Source organism: Salegentibacter maritimus, assembly GCF_016236915.1.
GTDB lineage: Bacteria > Bacteroidota > Bacteroidia > Flavobacteriales > Flavobacteriaceae > Salegentibacter > Salegentibacter maritimus.
This window is the reverse complement of record NZ_JAEHOK010000013.1, coordinates 48,144-66,847: the sequence shown is the minus strand read 5'-3', so window position 1 is coordinate 66,847 and position 18,704 is coordinate 48,144. Positions and strand designations below refer to the sequence as shown.

General features: G+C 35.3%; 15 protein-coding genes. 1 reads left to right on the top strand and 14 read right to left on the bottom strand.

The features are described from left to right. Positions 1–7 precede the first annotated feature (7 nt). The 12 genes from I6U49_RS11250 to I6U49_RS11195 all read right to left on the bottom strand — a co-directional run bounded on the left by I6U49_RS11250 (position 8) and on the right by I6U49_RS11195 (position 15,850). The gene (locus I6U49_RS11250) at positions 8–1,492 is read right to left on the bottom strand and encodes a S10 family peptidase (protein WP_198628727.1); all 1,485 of its coding nucleotides are present in this window, start codon (positions 1,490–1,492) and stop codon (positions 8–10) included. A gap of 56 nt (positions 1,493–1,548) precedes the next feature. Then, a complete protein-coding gene (locus I6U49_RS11245) occupies positions 1,549–3,213 on the bottom strand; it encodes an ABC1 kinase family protein (protein WP_198628726.1) in 1,665 nt (554 codons plus the stop codon). A gap of 289 nt (positions 3,214–3,502) precedes the next feature. Next, positions 3,503–5,509 (bottom strand): monovalent cation:proton antiporter family protein, encoded by a 2,007-nt coding sequence (locus tag I6U49_RS11240; protein ID WP_193709864.1) that lies wholly within the window; start codon positions 5,507–5,509, stop codon positions 3,503–3,505. A 112-nt stretch (positions 5,510–5,621) separates the two neighbouring features. Continuing rightward, on the bottom strand, positions 5,622–7,487 hold the full coding sequence (locus tag I6U49_RS11235; protein ID WP_198628725.1) for a M61 family metallopeptidase: 1,866 nt from the start codon (positions 7,485–7,487) through the stop codon (positions 5,622–5,624). 158 nt (positions 7,488–7,645) lie between these two features. After that, a complete protein-coding gene (locus I6U49_RS11230; RefSeq protein WP_193709862.1) occupies positions 7,646–8,845 on the bottom strand; it encodes a glutamate-5-semialdehyde dehydrogenase in 1,200 nt (399 codons plus the stop codon). Positions 8,846–8,973: 128 nt separating this feature from the next. After that, a complete protein-coding gene (gene proB / locus I6U49_RS11225; RefSeq protein ID WP_193709861.1) occupies positions 8,974–9,744 on the bottom strand; it encodes a glutamate 5-kinase in 771 nt (256 codons plus the stop codon). 37 nt (positions 9,745–9,781) lie between these two features. Beyond that, complete coding sequence (gene proC, locus I6U49_RS11220) at positions 9,782–10,585, bottom strand: pyrroline-5-carboxylate reductase (RefSeq protein WP_198628724.1); 804 nt, start codon at positions 10,583–10,585, stop codon at positions 9,782–9,784. Between the two features lie 463 nt (positions 10,586–11,048). Next, entirely contained in the window at positions 11,049–12,422 is a 1,374-nt protein-coding gene (locus I6U49_RS11215) for an MBL fold metallo-hydrolase RNA specificity domain-containing protein (RefSeq protein ID WP_198628723.1), read from the bottom strand. A 4-nt stretch (positions 12,423–12,426) separates the two neighbouring features. Then, the gene (locus I6U49_RS11210; protein WP_198628722.1) at positions 12,427–13,263 is read right to left on the bottom strand and encodes a restriction endonuclease; all 837 of its coding nucleotides are present in this window, start codon (positions 13,261–13,263) and stop codon (positions 12,427–12,429) included. A gap of 35 nt (positions 13,264–13,298) precedes the next feature. After that, positions 13,299–14,132: a universal stress protein gene (locus tag I6U49_RS11205; RefSeq protein ID WP_198628721.1), complete on the bottom strand. Its 834-nt coding sequence runs from the start codon at positions 14,130–14,132 to the stop codon at positions 13,299–13,301. 2 nt (positions 14,133–14,134) lie between these two features. After that, a complete protein-coding gene (locus I6U49_RS11200; RefSeq protein WP_198628720.1) occupies positions 14,135–14,983 on the bottom strand; it encodes a universal stress protein in 849 nt (282 codons plus the stop codon). Between the two features lie 12 nt (positions 14,984–14,995). Beyond that, entirely contained in the window at positions 14,996–15,850 is an 855-nt protein-coding gene (locus tag I6U49_RS11195) for a universal stress protein (protein WP_198628719.1), read from the bottom strand. Between the two features lie 181 nt (positions 15,851–16,031). Here I6U49_RS11195 and I6U49_RS11190 point away from each other — a divergent pair, with 181 nt between their 5' ends. Continuing rightward, positions 16,032–16,655 carry a WG repeat-containing protein gene (locus I6U49_RS11190; RefSeq protein WP_198628718.1) on the top strand — a complete coding sequence of 208 codons (624 nt, stop codon included), beginning with the start codon at positions 16,032–16,034 and terminating at the stop codon, positions 16,653–16,655. Positions 16,656–16,795: 140 nt separating this feature from the next. On the opposite strand, the gene I6U49_RS11185 is transcribed toward I6U49_RS11190, so the two are convergent. Both I6U49_RS11185 and I6U49_RS11180 read right to left on the bottom strand, forming a co-directional pair. Next, positions 16,796–17,269 carry an Hsp20/alpha crystallin family protein gene (locus I6U49_RS11185; protein WP_193709853.1) on the bottom strand — a complete coding sequence of 158 codons (474 nt, stop codon included), beginning with the start codon at positions 17,267–17,269 and terminating at the stop codon, positions 16,796–16,798. A 403-nt stretch (positions 17,270–17,672) separates the two neighbouring features. Further along, the gene (locus I6U49_RS11180) at positions 17,673–18,686 is read right to left on the bottom strand and encodes a Crp/Fnr family transcriptional regulator (protein ID WP_198628717.1); all 1,014 of its coding nucleotides are present in this window, start codon (positions 18,684–18,686) and stop codon (positions 17,673–17,675) included. Between the last annotated feature and the right edge of the window lie 18 nt (positions 18,687–18,704).

Here is an 18,704-nt window from a genome sequence, read left to right as displayed (position 1 = left end):
AGAATTATTAATACTTTGCAGGAGCACCTTCTTCAGGGAGGCTGTTTTCTATAAATTCCCGAATATCTTCATTGGCATTTTTAAGATCTTCAGCTCTCAAATACATCATGTGGCCGCTTTCATAGCCTTTAAAACTTAAACGGTCTTTCATTTTACCGCTCGGGTCTAATTGCCACATGGTATACTTGGCATTAAAATAAGTGGTAGCACCATCAAAGTATCCGGCCTGTACCAGTACATCCAGGTTTGGGTTTTGTGCCATGGCCTGCCTTAAATTTTCACCGGTATTGTTACCGCTACGGTCCCAGGGATGCACAGGCCCGAACATATAGTACTTTAGATCGGTTTTAAATTTAAGATCATTACGCAAGTAATGGTTAATTGCCGGTGTAAAGGAATGTAACCACGAAGTTAACTCAGCATTGTAATCTGGTGAATCTCCGGCTTCTTTTGCATCTATTCCTAAGTACCTGGAGTCCAGTCTTCCTACGGTAACCCCATCTTTTCTTTTTAACTCTTTCCAAAAATAACGATAGCCAACATCCAGGTTATTCTGAAGAATCACTTCCCTGGAAATTCCGGAATAATAAGCCATTTTTTCGGCGGCAGCTTGTTTTATTGCAGGTTCGGTAAATCCTCCTTTTACAAGTACCGGGGTTAACTCGTTAATTGTATAATCTTCAACTTCTTCCAGTAAGTCTTTTAATTCTTTATTTTGAAGTTCTGCCGGTAAAGCATCGTGATACCATGCAGCGGCTGCGAAATATGGAAGCCTGTTGGCAACTTCTACTGGCCCGTCGCGTTTAATTCCCAATTCGGTTGGAGAAACTAAAATTACTCCGTTAAGATACATCCATTGGCTGTTTTGCAGCTCTAAGGCCAATCCTGAAACACGGGTAGTGCCATAGCTTTCTCCAATAAGATATTTTGGTGATAACCAGCGGTTATTTCTGCTTACAAAAGTATTTAACCATTCGGCCAAATATTTAATATCTGCATCTACGCCAAAGAATTTTTCTTTATGGACCTTTCCTTCCTTATTTGGGATAGGGCGGGAAAACCCTGTATTTACTGGATTTACATAAACGATATCGGCGATATCTAAAATAGAATGCGGATTTTCTTTAATTCCGTAGGGTTGAATAGGAAATCCTTCATCATCAATTTTTAAAACTCTTGGGCCGGTATATGCAATATGCATCCATACCGAGGCCGAACCGGGGCCCCCATTAAATGAAATTACCAGGGGACGATTTTCGGTATTTTTTATATCACTTCTTTTGTAATAGGTATAAAAAAGACTGGCAATAGGATCACCATCATTATTCCAAAGTGGCTGCATTCCGGTGGTAGCGGTATAATCTATATTCTTTGAATTAATGTTCACCGAATGTTTGGTAGTGATACTTGTATCTACAGGAACTTCAACTTTTTGGCTCCAGGCCGTAGCTATTAAGACAAGTAAAAATACTGGGGTAAAGATTTTTTTCATGTGCTCTAATTTTTAGAATCGAAAAATACACTGAAAAGCACAATTACCCAAATACCTCAATCTTTATTATTAAGGTTTTCATCTCTAAAAACGATAATATAGCTTAGAATAATTCCGCCAATAGCGGCCAATAGAAAGAAAATCATGGCCAGTCCCGGATATCCTAATATCATAAAATCTGAGGGCACCTGCATTAACATGGCGGCTCCAATAATCATAGCGGCTATAATTAATCCCAGGGTGATACGGTTGGCAACCTTTTGGAAACCATCGGTAACCCGTTTCTCGTCAAAAGCATCTATTTTAATACTGAATTCATTCTCTGAAAGATTCTTTGAAATGGTGTTTAATCTATCGGGCAAATATTCTATAAACTTCTTGGAAGCCAATACCGAAGAAAAGAAATTTTCAGGTTTCAACTCTTCATACATTTTATCTCGCATTATTTTATTGGCGTGTCTTTTAATGGCATCCCTAAGATCAAAATCGGGGTCTAATACCGCAATAATCTGATCCATATTCAAAAGAATTTTACCAAGAATATTAACTTCAACCGGGAGGTGAATCCCGTTTTCAGCAGCGAGTCGATTTAATTGTATTAGCAAACGGCCGGTTTGCATATCTTTTGCTGTACTATGCTCACTGGCCATAATAATATCGCTAATGGTCTTTTTAAAATATTTTAGATTAGCATTCTCGGTTACCTCACTCATGTTTAGGAGTATCCTGGCCGTTTCTTCGCCATTATTGCTGCTAATAGCCAATAAAAGTTCTAAAATATAATTTTTCATGGCAGGGCTAAACCTGGCCACCATGCCTAAATCTATAAGTGCAATTTTATCGTCTTTTGTAAATTGAATATTACCGGGATGTGGATCGGCGTGTACAAATCCATCATTGATAACCTGCTTTAAATAGGCATTCACCAATTGATCTACCAAAGGAGCATAGTCTACTTCAATTTGTTTAAGCGGCGAAATAGAAGTTATTTTTTGTCCTTCAATATATTCCATAGTAAGCACCTTACCCGAAGAATAATCCTGAATAGGTTGAGGAACGATTAGATCTTTAAAGCTTTTTAAATTTTCACCCAAGGTAATTAGGTTTTGCGCTTCCCTGTTGTAATCCAGCTCCTGCAATAAAATTCGTCTCAATTCAGCTAAAACATCGTCGAAAGCATATTTTTTCGCGGTGGTACTGTGTTTAACGGCCAGTTCGGCCAATTCTTTTAAGGTATCAAGGTCTAACAGGAATTGCTTTTTTATTCCCGGGCGTTGTATCTTAACCGCTACCGGTTTTCCCGATCTTAAACTAGCTTTATGTACCTGCCCAATAGATGCGCTTGCCAGTGGTTTTTCTTCAAAACTTTTAAATGCTTTTGAAATTTTGGTCCCTATTTCTTCTTCAACAATTTGTTGAACCTCGTTATAAGGAATGGCAGGGACATCGTCCTGTAAAGTGGCCAAAGCTTTTAAGTAATCATCGGGTAAAAGATCGGGGCGGGTAGAAAGCAATTGCCCCATTTTTATATAGGTAGGCCCCATATTTTTTAGGTCTTCTACCAGCTCGTTGGGCGTTTGCTCGTAGCTGTTTTCAGAATTTGCTGTATTCCCTTCCATCGCCTTAGAAGCAGCATTTCCAAACAAATCGCTATTCCAGTATTTAAGCATAAAGCCTATAAATTTCTGATAGCGTAAAAGATGATCGGGGAGTACAGACATATAGTTTATTGGTGTTAAGTTATCTAATTATTAAAGATATTTATTTAAAATTATAACACCAATAGGTTCAGGAACACATACGTGTTTTTTGCTAATATTTAAGAAAGCTTTTTGTTGCTATTTGGTATTAAGTTTTAAAACGTCTAATTTGTGCTTATTATAAATAATTTACAAGCCTTTTATTGGCACCGCCAAAGGGTGTAATAACTCGAGGTTTGCCTTGAAATTAAAAATTTGTTTCCAACGAGTGCCTCGTGGGCTTGCTCCGAGGTAGTTTACTTTAGTGTATTTAATAAGAAAGCTTTTCGTTTAACCTGCTTATGTTTATTGGATTCCCAAAAATATAAAGTAAGTCTCCTTGTTTTATCTTAGTGTCGGGAAGTACTTCGGTAATATATTGGGTGTCTCTTTTAATGGCCAATACGGTAACCCTGAAGTTTTTACCAATTCCTGAACTTTCAATGCTTTTACCTACAATTTCCCTGTTGTTTTGTTGAACGCTTAAGGTTACAATTTCCCGATTTGGGATATGAAGGTGTTGTAGCGAAGGCTTATGTGGTCTTCCTTTTACAGAAGTAAGCATTTCGTAATCTGATGACCTGATATTAGCTGTAAAATCCATTATTTCGTTATAGGGAACCAGATATTGTTTTAGCACCCGGGTAAAGATTTCTATAGATGTTTCGAATTCCTCTGGAATTACCTCGTCTGCTCCCAGTTTAATATTTTCTTCAATCTCCCTTACATAGCGGGTTCTTACAATTATAAAAGCTGTTTTAGTAAATAACCGAACATTATTTATAATTTTTTTAGTCGCTCCCGGGTCCGAAATGGCAATTACCACCACCCGTGCTTCCTGTACGTGAAGGTGTTTTAGGATAAGCGAATTGGTTGCATCTCCAAAAATAACGGGTTCGTTGTTATTTTTTGCCTTTTTAAAAGTTACGGGATCGGTATCTAGAACAACATAAGGTATTTCGGCATTTCTGGCTGCTTTTGCAATGTTTTCACCATTTATTCCGTAGCCGATAATAATTAGGTGGTCTTCTAATTTCTTTGGTTCAGTAGTATTTTCTTCCGCAGATTTTTGTTTATTAAATCTTTCTAATCTATGCCTTACCGTAGAAGGAACCCTGGCCTTTAAAATAGCGTAGGTGATTTTTGGTGCGGCATCAATAAGAAAGGGGGTAAGGCCCATGGTAATAATAGAGATTGCCAGGAAGTACTGGTAAATACTATCTGGAATAATATTATTGTCCAGGCCTACTCCCGAGAGCAATAAGGAAAATTCCCCAACCTGGAAAAGACTAAACAAACTTAAAAAGATGGTTCTGGGAGGGTATTTTAGTAATAGAACGGTAGCACCTACAACCAGCATTTTTAGTAAAACAACGCCAATAACAAGGGCCAGGATTATCAAAATGTTTTGAATGAAAAATTCTAAATTCAGCAGCGTTCCTACAGAGATAAAAAAGAAACTAATAAATATTTCACGAAACGGCAATACATTTACGGTTGCCTGGTGGCTATATTCAGATTCCGAAATAATAAGTCCGGCGAAAAAAGCACCCAATGCCAGGGATAATCCAACAGAAGAAGTAAGCCATGCAATTGCAAAACAGAAAACGACTGTAGTTAAAATAAAAAGTTCTTTACTTTTTGTTTTTACCACCATACTAAAAATGCGTGGTACAATATAGCGCGCCAATAAAAATATTACCGCTCCAACACCCAAAATTTTAAGAATAAGAAACAATACGGTAGTTGCAATATCGCCGCCATCACCTGCTAAAATAGGAGTTAGCAGCATCATGGGAACCACAATGATATCCTGGAAGATAAGAATCCCAAGAGCTACCCTGCCGTGAGGGGCGGTAATTTCACCCCGTTCCTGTATGAGCTTTAAAACAATGGCCGTACTACTTAAAGAGAATAAAAACCCTAAAAAGATGGCCGAATTTAATGGTAAACCTAGAAAGTAAGCAATTAGGCTAGTAAACAGAATGGTACCCCCAACCTGGAGTCCTCCCCCAATTAGTACCGTGTTTTTCATAGAAATGAGCTCTTTTACAGACAGCTCAATTCCAATAACAAACAAAAGAAAAATAATACCTATTTCAGAAAGCAATTCTACCTCATGCGAAGAACTAATAAGGTTAAAAGCATGGGGGCCTGCAATTATTCCTGCCAGAAGAAAGCCTAGAATAGAAGGCACTTTTATTTTTTGAAATAAAAGAATTATCAAAATTGATAGTCCAAGAATAATTACAATGTCCTGTAAAATAGGTATTTCCATAAATTAATTTTAAAGATAGTTGGCCGCCCTAATTTAAAGGATATAACCCGATTATGGAAATAAAAAAGCGGCGGGAATCTCCCGCCGCCCAGAATACTTACATTAAAATCTATTAACCTTTTAACCAAGCATTTCTAAGTTTAACTTCTTGACTATTCTCTGATAATTCTTCTTCGGTAAGTGTAGTTTCAGTATCTATTGGTTGGGAAGCAGTTGTACCAAGCTCAACTTCTTCGCCATCTCGTACTACTACAAAATTTACTTTTTCCCCTTCTTCCCAGGATTCAGCTGTCATGATTAAATTGTAAACATTTTGAATATTGTACTCCTCATCGTTTACAGACTTAATAATATCTCCACCTTTTACTCCAAGTTTTTTAAGAAAGGAATTAAATTCAATGTTTTCTCTAAAAAACAACTCTTTAGTGGCAGGGTCACCATCTATATAAGGAATTTGACCTTTAATAAAATAGCCGGTGTTTACCTGCGCTTCAGATTCTGTTAAACCTACTTTCTCGAAAAATTCCTGGTAGGGAATAGGGGTAGATCCACTAATATAAGTTTCTAAAAACGTTCTTATTTCAGGATAAGTAAGGCTTACAATGTCATTAAAAAGTTCTTCGTCGTTAAAAGGTTTATCCATACCATATTTATTGCTAAGAGCTTTCATAAGGTCTAGAATTCCCATATCGCCATCGCTTAGTTCCCTTAAACGAATATCCAGGGCCATACCAATTAAGGCGCCTTTTAGGTACACATTGTAATAACTGTCTTTATAAGGTTCTTCAAGGATATTTTTGCTCATTTCAGTAAATGGCATTGTATCGTCAAACTGTTGTGCAGTTTTTATTTTATCTGATATCCTATCATAGAAATCCTGCTTATCTATAAGCCCCTGATTTATTTGAAACAGGTTAGCAAAATATTCGGTTACTCCTTCATACATCCATAGATGTTGAGACATTTTTGGATCATTATAATCAAAATAATGTACTTCTTTTGAGTGGACATTAAGAGGGGTTAATATGTGAAAAAATTCGTGAGAAACCACATCTGTCATTGTTTCCTCTAATTGTTGCGGTTGCATAGACTCGGGAAGTACTACCACGGTAGAGGTATGGTGCTCTAAAGCTCCAAAACCACGGGCATCTTGCGTCTCGCTATCTGAAAGATATAGCAGGATGGCATATTTTCCGGTATTATCTATCTCGCCCAGGAATTGTTTTTGGGCACTTATCATTTTTTCAATTCCGGGTTTTATACTTTTTGAAGTGTATTTTTTGTTTGGCGAATACACATTAATAAGCACTTCCATTCCTTCTACCATAAAGCTTGTAGTATCGGGAGTGGCATACATAATTGGGTTATCAATAACCTCAAAGTATCTTTTTAAGGAAAAGATGTCTTCTTTGAATTCCATACTGGTAGAAGCTGCCACTGTTTTACTTAGAGCAGTTCCGGGAATAAGGCTGTGTGGTCTTTTTATTTGTAATTGGTATGCTTCTTCTTTTTCATTTTCAAAATAGCCTACAAATCCGTGAAGATTGAGCATAAAATTTTTACCGGCTTCAATATTTGTACCCGATGGGGAGAAAACTCCTTCTTCTCCTTGAATATCGTAGGTGTCATTAACCTGGTAACTTACTTTATCTAAGTCTTTGGCATTAGGAACAAACCAGGAATTATCGTCTACTTTTTCAAATTCCAGCTCATTGCCGTTATAATCTAAGGCTTTAAAATTTTCAATGAATTTACCGTAGTTATCGGTAGAGTAGGTGCCGGGTACGGTTTTGGGAATATAAAAAGTAGTGTTTGCAGTGGTAAATTTATCGGGATTAATTTCTACCGAAACTTTATCGTTTTCGACATTTACAAGATCTATGCTTGCAATTACCGGTTCATCCTGGTTTGGGGTTTGGGTAGTTTTACAGCTGTAGAGAGTGCCAATAAAGGCCAGCGTATAAATTGCTTTTTTCATGTATAAACTTTTCTTTTTTCATAAGACTCACTAAATCTGTAAAAGTTACATTTATTAAAAAAGAAATGTTCAATAAAAAAAGACTGCCTTAAATTATGTTAAGACAGTCTTTATATTAAAAGCCAGGTATGGCCCAAATGTTTTGAAATTAGAAATATTTATTCTCTAATATGGCCTTCACCTAACACATAATATTTATTGGTTACCAATTGTTTTAAACCAAGTGGCCCACGGTGGTGAAGTTTATCTGTACTAATAGCAAGCTCTGCTCCAACTCCCATTTGACCGCCATCGGTGAAGCGAGTAGAAGCATTATGGTATACGGCAGCACTGTCTACCTGTTCCATAAAATTGGCTGCTTCATTTTTATCTTCAGTAACAATCACAGAAGAATGTCCTCCTGAATATTTATTGATTTTGTTAATGGCAGCGTTATTTCCATCAATAGCACCCAGAACAATTCTCATGGCTAGAAATTCTTCGTACCAGGTATCTTCTGAACTTATCTTTTCTTCATTTGGTAAGATTTCAGCGATAGCATCATCTACCTGAATATGAACTTTATTTTCCTTGAACATATCATAGAGTTCTTGGACTCTTTTTTCAAAATCAGGAAGGTTTTTGTCTATTAATACCTTATCTAAGGCATTACATCCTGAAATCTTATCTATTTTGGCGTTCAACATTACTTTTTTTGCAGTGTCGAAATTGGCATTTTTAGATACATAAAGGAAGTTGTTTCCGCGCCCACTTACCAATACAGCTCCGGTAGAGTGTTCTTTAACAAAAGCAATAAGTTTTTCTCCACCTCTTGGTACCACAAGGTCTATATGTTGCGGTGGGTTTTTAAGGAAATCCTGTGTTTCAGTTCTGTTCATTTGTAACAGCTCTATCCAGTCTTTCTCCAAATTGTTTTCTAAAAGTGCCTCGTGCCAGCAATCTTCAAGAATTTTATTAGAGTGGTTTGCCTCTTTACCACCTTTTAAATAAATCTTGTTATTTGCTTTAAACGCAAGTACTGCAGCTTCGATAGTAACATCAGGGCGAGATTCATAAATAATCATGATGGTCCCGAAGGGTGCAGTTTTATTGGTGATATCTAAACCGGTGTCTAATTTTCTATGCTCTATAACCTGGCCTACAGGATCTTCCTGCTCCATTACTTCTTTTACAGAGCGAATCATATCATCTACCTTGGCATTATTTACAACCAGCCTGTCGTACATTGCCTGGTCTCCATTACCAAAGGCATCGAGATCCTTTTTATTCTCGGCAACTATTTCTTCACGTCTTTTATCCAGGATATTTATCATGGATTGCAGCACGTTATTTTTGGTTTTAGAATCTATTAATTTCATTACTTAGTTATATTTTAGTTTGATTAAACTTCAATTTATTGTTCAAATATGAACATTAGGACATTTTTTAAGTCTAGCTGAAATCTATTGATTTTGCAGCTACAGCTAAAAGAGTTCTTTAAATTAGTTTAGGCGGTGAATTTAGTACCTACCGGCTTACCGGCCACGATATCTAAAATCACATTTCTTTGTTTCCCATTGGCTATATAAGTGGTAATGTTTTTATTGGCAGTACCTTTTGCAATCTTTATTTTAGACTCCATACCGCCGCGACCTTCACCTTCGCCTTTACCAGATTCCTGAACATATTTTTCAACATTTTCATCTACCTGTACCTTGTTTAGTTTTTCAGAATCATCATCCTCTGGGTGACCGGTGTAAAGCCCGTCTGTATCACTAAGGATAATTAAAGAATCTGCATCTATTAATTCGGCCACCAGGCTTGCAAGTTCATCATTATCAGAAAACATAGACATGGTTACTGAGACGGCATCATCTTCATTAGCAATAGGAATTATTCCTTCCGATAGTAAAGATTCGTAACAGTTAATCATGTTTTCACGATGAATTCCCGGACTAAAATCTCTTTTAGTGGCAAGTACCTGTGCGCAACGCATTCCATAATCGTGAAAAATGCTGTAGTAGTGGCGCATCATACGAGGTTGGCCCACGGCCGAAAATACCTGCCTTCTTTTAGAGGGATCTTCAATATTTACATCACCCAAAACTTCTTTTCCGGCAATGGCCGATCCTGATGAAACCAGAACTACCATTACATCTTCTTCATATAAAGTAGCTATTTGTTCTACAAGATGTTTTAGCACGGGGCCTAAAATCCTGTTATCTTTATTGGTCATTACATTTGTTCCGACCTTAACTACAATTCTCTTTTTTTTCATTTTATAAAGTTATATTTAAACTTCTATTTAAAATTAACTATTCTTTACCTAACTCAACGGCTCTGTCAAAAGCAGCATAAGCGGCATCTTTAATAAGCTCTTCAACATTATTTTCATCCATGGAATCTAAAGCGGCACGGGTTGTCCCTCCTTTAGAGGCTACACGATCCATCCATGTACTCGGGGAAAGATCTGATTCATTAAATAGTTTTACAGCACCCTCAAAAGTTTGGCTAACCAATACTTTAGAATCGTTTTTAGAGAAGCCCATTTTTAAGGCCGCCTCTAACATGGAGTTCATAAAATAAAATACATATGCTGGTCCACTTCCTGAAATACCTGTAGAAGCATCTATAAATTCTTCTGTTTGTACGTGAATTGATGCTCCTGTAGTATCCAGTAAGTTTCTTACCATTAATAGTTCTACCCTGGATACTTCTTCGGCTTCTGTAAACGAGGTAACTCCTTTACCCACCTGGGCCGGAAGGTTTGGCATAGAACGCACAACTTTTTTAACGTCTAAACCTTCCTGTATTTTATCTATAGTTACACCTGCCATTAGTGAAACAAAAATTTGCTGATTGTTTACCAATGGTCTAATTTCTTCAAACAAAGCATCGCAGTGATATGGTTTAACAGCCAGAAATACGATATCTGCTTCTGGAAGACATTCCTCTATATCATCATAAACATCAAAATGATCTAGCTTGCTAAGGGTGGTTATTACCTCAGCCGATTTGTCAAAAATCATTAGGTTACGATGATTAAGTAAACTGGACTTCGCCATTCCTTCAGCGTAAGTTAATCCCATATTTCCTGCTCCAATAACTAATACTTTCATTCTATATTTTTTGGTTAATTAATTCTATTTCGTCTTTTGGATTACTAAATCCTTCACATAGGGAACAAAGACCATACGACGATTCCTGCCAAAATGGTTTTATGACTTAAAATCAGGATTAAATTAATTTATTTTTGTGGGAACTAAGAAAATATATGGTTAAACTAATCTAAAAGATACTTTTTGCTTTTTTAGAAGAGAGCTTTTAGAAACTTTAGGAACCCCTATCGCCTTTATACCTGGGATTAACTGGACTGTGAGTTTTTTCCTTATAAAAATAGCCCTGATAGGAAATAGTCTTTTTTCTTTTTATAATTATAGACCGGTCCTGATTAAATCATAGAAAAAAACTATAACTGATAATTTAGATTGATTCTATAGAATAACTGACATATTTCTGCCATTATTGCAGTAATATATGTGCTAAATTTTACGAAAAGGTTTTCGTGAAATTTCTGGATTTTTAAAGTTTTAGGCTGGTAATATCATAAAGATTGGGAATTACTAATTCAGAATTATATAGATCTTTAATTTTAACTCTTAATGAGTCGAGGGCTGTGGGTTCTCCATGAGTTAAGAATATTTTTCGAGGATTATTTTTTATGCTAGAAAGCCAGTCTAATAATTCTTCCTGATCGGCATGAGCAGAGAGGCTTTCAACTTTTAAAATTTTTGCTTTTACAGGGCAGTATTTCCCGAAGATTTTCACTTCCGCGGCTCCATTTTCCAGCTGTCTTCCACGAGTACCTTCGGCCTGGTATCCTACTAATAAAACTGTTGTTTGAGGTTTATCTATTAAATAGCGCAAATAAGTAAGTACCCTACCTCCCGTAACCATTCCACTTCCGGCAATAACAATTTTAGGGTGTTTTTCGTCTATGGTTTTCCAGGTATCACGATAAGAAGTGATAATATTAAAGTAGGAAAGCATATCTTTCATTTCAGTAGTGCTTAGCTTATGCCATTCGGCAAAACTGTAAAACAAGCCTAAAATCTTGTTCCCCATTGGGCTATCTATATAAATGGCTATTTTGGGAATTTTTTTCTCTCTGGCTAATAAGTAAATTTTATACATGATTCCCTGTAAACGTTCTACTGCAAAGCTTGGAATAATGAGGCTCCCTTTATTAGATAGGGTTTCTTTTATAGCTTTGGTAAGTATTTCATCCGACTTATCTTTGGGGTGTAGTCTATCTCCGTAAGTACTTTCCAGAAATAAGTAATCTGCTTTTTCGGGCTTATTGGGGGGATCTAGAAGTAAATCTTTTTTTCTGCCAATGTCACCTGAAAATACAAAGCGCTTATTGAAAATATCCAGTTCAATGAAGGAAGAACCTAGAATATGACCATTTACCTGATACCGATATTTAATATTTTTTGAAAGCTGGTACCATTCATTTAGGTTAATACTTTCAAATAAATTAATAGTTTTTTCAGCATCTGGCGTGGTATATAGGGGCAAGGCCGGTTGGTGCTTACTATAGGTTTCATTATTGGCCCTCTCGGCATCTTCTTCCTGTATTTTTGCACTATCTTTTAAGATGATTTCTGTAATACCCAAGGTAGGAGGTGTTCCTAAAATTGGATTTCTATAGCCCTGTTTTACTAATCGCGGTAAATAACCTGTATGGTCTAGATGGCCGTGAGTTAATAAAATGATATCTATAGAGGTGGGTTTAAATGGAAAATCTTTCCAATTTAGCTCTCTTAAACTTTTAATTCCCTGGAAAAGGCCGCAGTCTATCAAAATATTTAATTCCGATGTTTCTAAAAGAAATTTAGAGCCGGTAACTGTACCTGCTGCGCCTAAAAAATGGATTTTTATATTTTCTCCCATAGGTTTAATGTTTGCAAAGCTCTTCCATTTCTTTTAGGATTCTTTTTTTACGCGGATTATGAACTTCCAGTTGATCCAGATAGAAATTGTCATTTATAAGATCCTGGCATAAAACTATATCTCTGCTAAGTAAAAAATTCTTTTCTCTTTCTGAAAGTAGGGTAGAAACGGTTATGGGATATAAACTTAGCCTGTCTATTCTATCTTTTAAACCCTGGCCCTTTGGATAATCCCAACTTAATAACTTTAGATTACTGCACTTACCATACTGTATAGCATCTGCAGTAAAACGGGTGTTGGTAACTACCCAAGCCTCCTCCAATTCAAGTTTATGATTATTGTTTTTTCTAAAGTTTTTTATATCCCGAATTCTTGAATCTATATATAAAGGAATTTTTACATCACTATTTTTACCGGCATTATGGAATTTACACTCTATAAGAATTAATTTTGTATCTGATTTTGCCTCTACGTCAATTTCATGAGTTACGCATTTACCCTGGTATATTTTCCCGGTTTCAGTTTTATAACCACTATGGTTTAAAAGTGCGGCAATAAATTTTTCGAACGGAAATCCTGTTGGGCCCAATTCGTAAATTGCTGTCTTTAATTTGTATTTAGAAGCGCTGGTATTATTTCCTTTTTTAAGCAAACTAAAAGCACGCGTGTATATTTCTTTGGTAGTAATGCCATCATACAGTTCTTTCTTAAGACTTTCTAGTGTACTATTAATTAATTTATTATTGGCCCCAGATCGCTTTAGGGATTCAGCAACCCTATCTATAGAAAACTGAACTTTTTCACCGGAAGCTTTTATAACCTGTAAGTTGGAGACATCCATTTTTATTCTTTTATTTAAAAATAATGAATTCTACATTATAAATTTGTGGGCATAAAGATGGTGGGAATTTGTGGTTTTCTTCCCAATTCTTTAAGCAGGGATTTAGAAAAAAGTGTTTTAATAAAACCTCTTTTTTTATGGTTTAAAACCAAAATGTCGCTGCCCCGGCTTTGAATAAAGCTATGAATACCCTTCGCAACTTCAATATCTGTTAATGTATGAAAGCTGTGGGATATGTCTTTAAAATACTCATGTAATTCTTCTTTTCTGGTCTCCTGATCATCAGAAAGATTATCGGTGTCCTGAATGTAGAGAATTCTAATACTGGCTTTAAATTTTTTGGCCATATCTATCAAAAAATTGATTTCGGCAATAGAAAAAGATTTGTCAAAACGGGTGGCCAAAACCATTTCTTTTTTTACTTCAGGCACATATACACTTTGATCTGGAATTAAGAGAACGGGCATATGTTCTACCGTTTCTACAACATTCATGCTATTGGTGCCAAAAATCTTGTCGTCGGGCTCATTTTCGCCTTTGGTTCCCATAATTATGAGATCAAAAATTATATCCTTTTGAATTTCTGTTATGGCATCGTTTAACCAGGATTCCAGTATTAAAGATTTAAACCTGTGATGCGGGTTTTTATTAACTATGGCTACTTCCTTTAATAGTTTTCCCATTAATGCTTTATTATCTTCTTTTGCTTGAGATAAACTATGGCCATTTATATCTGGCGTATAGAATTCGGGTTTGCATGCATTTAAAAAATAAAAATTACATAGTTCATTTTCAAACAAACGAAATGCATAAACAGTAGCTTTCCAGGCATTAACTGAAAAATCGGTGGGGATGAGTATGTTTTTCATAATTAGCTAAATTTTCCTGAGGGAATCACCATAAACGGTACTTTAATATGAAAGCCTATTTTGTTAACTACCGGTCTAAAGAGTAAGTTTTCAAAAAAGCTATGTTTGTTATTCACCATAAAAAGCATATCTACCTTATTTTTTTCCTGAAAATTTTTAATGGCGCTGGTTATACTTTTATCTTCTATAGTGTGGAATTGATGTGGAAAATCATCAAGGACTTCATTTAGGTTTTTTTTATTTTTTTCCTGGGTTTCATCAAGATCTTTTCCGAAGAAAACATGTAGGATATCCAGTTTAGATGTATGATTTTTGGCAACATTTAGAATGGGTTCCAGCTGTGGGGAGCTAAAATGCAATTGAAAATCTGTTGGAAACAGAATATTTGCTGGAGATTCATATTCATATTCAGAAGGGATAGTAAGTAATGGAATTCTTAGTTTGTTTATGGCCTGTACCGTATTGGTACCAATTAATATTTCTTCGGCACCGGTAGCTCCCTGGGTTCCCATAACCACAAGGTCTATTTCTTTAGATTTAACCTGCTCTTTCATCTCATCTATTAAAAGGTTGAAAGCTGAAATTTGTTCAAAATGATGATTTGGGTTATTAAAATCACGTTTAATTTTTTGTGCTACCTTTTTTAAGCCGTTTTGAGAATTTTTTTGGTAAACTTCGGCAAGATTAGGTTGTGTACTGTTGTATAAAATATATTCGGTATCATATAAAACCGGTGTATAGGTGTTTAACAAATAAAACCTACACTCCTCATTTTTATAAATAGTAAGCGCATATTTAATAGCATTGTATGCATTTTCAGAAAAGTCGGTGGGTAAGAGTATTTTTTTCATGATTTCTAAGTTTTAAACGCATTCTCTATTAAAATTTTGTAAAGCAAGCAAGGGTACGCTTGGGTGTAAACCTACCTTATCTATTGTGGAGGTTAATAGCATGTCTTCTAAATATGTGTGCCGGGAATTTACCATAACTAAAAGGTCTATTTTATTGGTAGCAATGAAATCTTCTATGGCTTTTTCCTTTCTCAGTTCATCTTTTTGTTGTACTTCGGTTATTGTATTGTAGAACTGTTGTTTTAAAAATTCTAAATTATCCTGTTGGCGGGAAGAGGTAGCTTTATGTTTGGACAAGTAGAGAAAGTGGATTTTTGAATTAAAATCCCGGGCAATCTCCCCCACAACCTTTAATTCTCTTTTTTGATAGGGAATTAAAAAATTGGTTGGAAACAGAATATTTTTAGGCTCGTTATATGTAAAATTAGCGGGGATAGCCAGTACCGGGCATTGTACGTATTTTAAGACCATTAGGGTGTTACTGCCCATTCCCAGGCTGCTGTCGTTGGTAAGTCCGCGTGTTCCCATCACTACAAGATCGGCATTTTCTGAATTTACTAAACTGTTTACTTCATCTACAAGGTCTCCAAAAGCAGCTATCAATTTTACTTTATGCCGGGGATTACAAAATTCATCGTGAACCTTTAAACTTATTTTACCTAATTCTTCTTCAGATCTTATTTTTGTAACAGCTTTTAATTCGTCCATTAGTGCATTGCTTAATACATTTTCATCGGCATATACCTTTTCGGCATAGGCATGTAAAAGAATAAGTTCACTTTTTTCGTATTTAAAAAGTTGGCAGGCATAACGCAAAGCATTGTTTGCATTTTCCGAAAAATCTGTGGGTATAATTATCTTTCTCATTTTCTGAACCTTTGATTTATAAAGTTAACCCAAGAACTAAGTTTAAACTATGAGGAAAATCAGTTTGTTTCTCAATTTAAAACATATAAAGCTACAAAAGCTTTTTGTTTAGTATGACGGCTATCAGTTTTATTTACAGTATTTTATGTTATATTTAAAAGTTGTTTTAAAACTTTTAGAGATGAAAAATTTACTGTTAGGAATCTTATTAAGTTTTCCTATTGTGTTATTTGCACAAGAGCCTAAAGAGTTTGATTATGTAGCCAATGAGGAAAATGGGTTTACCGCTGTAAGGCATGCCAATACCTGGGGTTTTTTAGACGCTAACGGGAATATGGTAGTATCCTTTAGAAACGACCTTATTGCTAATGAAAATCCGAAACCCGGTACAATTGGAGTGTCAGGAATAAAATATCCACAAATAAAAGATGGTCGGGCTATCATTAAAAAACAAAAAAACGGTATTAATTATTACGGTTTTATCAATGCAGAAGGAAAAACTATCATAGAACCGGTTTACTTAAACCTAAGTAACTTCTCTCATGGGAAGGCACTTGCAATAAAACTTGAAAAAGAGGAGCTAGGAGAAAACCAGCTTTTAGGCAAAAGGGTGATTTCTTATAAATATGATATAGTGCTTCTGAATAGGGAAGGTGAAATATTAAAATATCTGGAAGGTCCTTTCCCGGTCTCTGTATCTAGAAAGAAACTAAAGGATGCACCTGAAATTAATGCAAAGTGGCTAGGAGAAAATTTGCTAAGTGTTAAAGGCCCTAACGGAAAATGGAGGATTCATAAACTTTAAGCAAAATGCAGCCCCGTTTTTACGAGCCTGCATTTTTATTGATATCCCAAAGTTTATAATACCCAAGACTGCCTTAAGGTAGTTTACTTCTCCATTCTATAATTGAGATGTAGTTCCTCATAGGCTTGCTACGAGTTAATTTAGGATACATTTACTGTTTTTGCTTTTTTCGCCTTTTCGCCCTTTCTTTTTTTCAGATTCATCTTAAGTATTCCTCCTTTGTATTTCGCCTCTATATCTTTGTCCAAATCTACTTCGTCTGGTAAACTTATATTTCTGGAAAAGCTGTTGTAGCTAAACTCTTTTCTCACAAAATTTTCATTTTCTTCTGCAACTTTATTTTCTTTTTCTGCCAAAATAGATAAAATACCGTCTTCAATAGAAATTTTAAAATCTTCTTTTGAGAGTCCGGGAGCTGCAAGTTCAATTTCAAACTCGTTTTCTTTTTCTTTTACATTTAGCGCAGGAAGATCCTCATCAAAATCTCCGTTAAAGAGACGGTTCAAGTTAAAAATTCCTCTTTTAGTATCCATTAAATCAGAGAAAAATGGATACGAACTCAATAAAGAACTTTCCATAGTTGGAGTTCTACGTTTGCTTTTTGTGATAGACATAATATTTAGAATTTAATGGTTAATAATTTCTCTAAAGAGTACATTAAATTACTTTTAAAAATTTAATTTTAATATGATGTAAATCAGGTTTTTATGTTTTTTTTGTTCTATGTGGAAGATATCTAAACACAGAAACAGGAGACCATTGCCTCCTGTTTCCTAAAGAAGATATTAAGTTTACTCTTTAACACTTGGATGATATCAGTGATCTTACACGAAGTAAAATTTGTATATCTGGTTAAAAAATACCTTTGATATCTTCTAAAATTTGATTCCATACTCTCAACAGTACAAGGAAATCAAATTTATATTTTGCTTTATTTCAAGGATATGAAAATAGTTTATAAAAAGCTCAGAAATAATGATATATGTCAGAAACTTAATTTTTAACAAAAAATTAAGGCTATATGATTTCCTGGAGTCTTTCTGAGTTTAAAATGTTTATATTTTTTCCCTTTATGGCTATTATACCTTCTTTTTTAAGACAGGAAAGACTTCTTATAAAGCTTTCAGGTGAAATTCCTGCCATACTGGCCAAATCTGTTCTGGAAATTTTTAGGCCATTAAAGTCGGGTTGCTTTAAATCATCGGCAAATTGTAGTATGGTAGTAGAAGTTTTTTTTAAAACTGAAGCATAGGCCATTTCTAAAAGTTGTGATTTAAGCCTTAACACGGTATCGGTTAAAAGTTGTGCCAAATCTAAACCGAGGTTAGGATTGTTCTCCAAAAGTTCCTTAAAGCTTTTATATGGAAAGCGATAGGCTGTAGAAGCTTCTATACTACTGGCGGTTTCGGGACAAATGAGATTATCGTGGAAGCCATAAAGACCCAGCAACTCATTTTTACGATAAATACCGGTAATTAGTTCTTTTCCCAACTGATCCATCCTAAAAGTTTTAAGAAGTCCCTTGTTTACCAGATAGATAAAGCTAGAATGCCTGTTTTCCCTAAATATAATTTTATTTTTATCCCATTTTACCGGTTCTCCCTGTTGTTGGATATAGGTTTTCAAAGATTTAATATCTGGTATTATAGCTCTTTTGCTGTTTTTTACTGTTTGGTTTTTTTGTAGCTGTATGGGTACTAAAGATTTTATTTTATGTTGAAGTTCAACCAGGGAATAAGGTCGCAGTACATACTTATGCCTATTGTGAATCGGATGCCAGGTATCAAGATTTTTTGCGGGGATAATAGACAATAACGGGATGCTCTGTGATTTTTGCTTATTTCTAAAAATGCTAGTAGGAATGTTAGTGTTTTTATCCCAAATAATTAGCTCTGGCCTTTGGGAAATTAGAAAGTCGTTTAAATCTTTTAAGGTAGCTGTATGCACAAATGCGCACTCTTTTAAAATAGACGATTTTTCTAGTTTAAAAATATCACTAACTTTTTCTGAACAAAACACAATACACTTCATCCTAAATGAGCTTACGAT

What these genes read in the sequence shown, in the direction of transcription:
- I6U49_RS11230 (WP_193709862.1), bottom strand. Translation starts at nt 8,845, where the DNA reads ATGAAATTAATAGATTCTAAAACCAAAAATAACGTGCTGCAATCCATG.
- I6U49_RS11215 (WP_198628723.1), bottom strand. Translation starts at nt 12,422, where the DNA reads ATGGGAGAAAATATAAAAATCCATTTTTTAGGCGCAGCAGGTACAGTT.
- I6U49_RS11250 (WP_198628727.1), bottom strand. Translation starts at nt 1,492, where the DNA reads ATGAAAAAAATCTTTACCCCAGTATTTTTACTTGTCTTAATAGCTACG.
- I6U49_RS11205 (WP_198628721.1), bottom strand. Translation starts at nt 14,132, where the DNA reads ATGAAAAACATACTCATCCCCACCGATTTTTCAGTTAATGCCTGGAAA.
- I6U49_RS11185 (WP_193709853.1), bottom strand. Translation starts at nt 17,269, where the DNA reads ATGTCTATCACAAAAAGCAAACGTAGAACTCCAACTATGGAAAGTTCT.
- I6U49_RS11245 (WP_198628726.1), bottom strand. Translation starts at nt 3,213, where the DNA reads ATGTCTGTACTCCCCGATCATCTTTTACGCTATCAGAAATTTATAGGC.
- I6U49_RS11190 (WP_198628718.1), top strand. Translation starts at nt 16,032, where the DNA reads ATGAAAAATTTACTGTTAGGAATCTTATTAAGTTTTCCTATTGTGTTA.
- proC (WP_198628724.1), bottom strand. Translation starts at nt 10,585, where the DNA reads ATGAAAGTATTAGTTATTGGAGCAGGAAATATGGGATTAACTTACGCT.
- I6U49_RS11200 (WP_198628720.1), bottom strand. Translation starts at nt 14,983, where the DNA reads ATGAAAAAAATACTCTTACCCACCGACTTTTCTGAAAATGCATACAAT.
- I6U49_RS11210 (WP_198628722.1), bottom strand. Translation starts at nt 13,263, where the DNA reads ATGGATGTCTCCAACTTACAGGTTATAAAAGCTTCCGGTGAAAAAGTT.
- I6U49_RS11240 (WP_193709864.1), bottom strand. Translation starts at nt 5,509, where the DNA reads ATGGAAATACCTATTTTACAGGACATTGTAATTATTCTTGGACTATCA.
- proB (WP_193709861.1), bottom strand. Translation starts at nt 9,744, where the DNA reads ATGAAAAAAAAGAGAATTGTAGTTAAGGTCGGAACAAATGTAATGACC.
- I6U49_RS11235 (WP_198628725.1), bottom strand. Translation starts at nt 7,487, where the DNA reads ATGAAAAAAGCAATTTATACGCTGGCCTTTATTGGCACTCTCTACAGC.
- I6U49_RS11180 (WP_198628717.1), bottom strand. Translation starts at nt 18,686, where the DNA reads ATGAAGTGTATTGTGTTTTGTTCAGAAAAAGTTAGTGATATTTTTAAA.
- I6U49_RS11195 (WP_198628719.1), bottom strand. Translation starts at nt 15,850, where the DNA reads ATGAGAAAGATAATTATACCCACAGATTTTTCGGAAAATGCAAACAAT.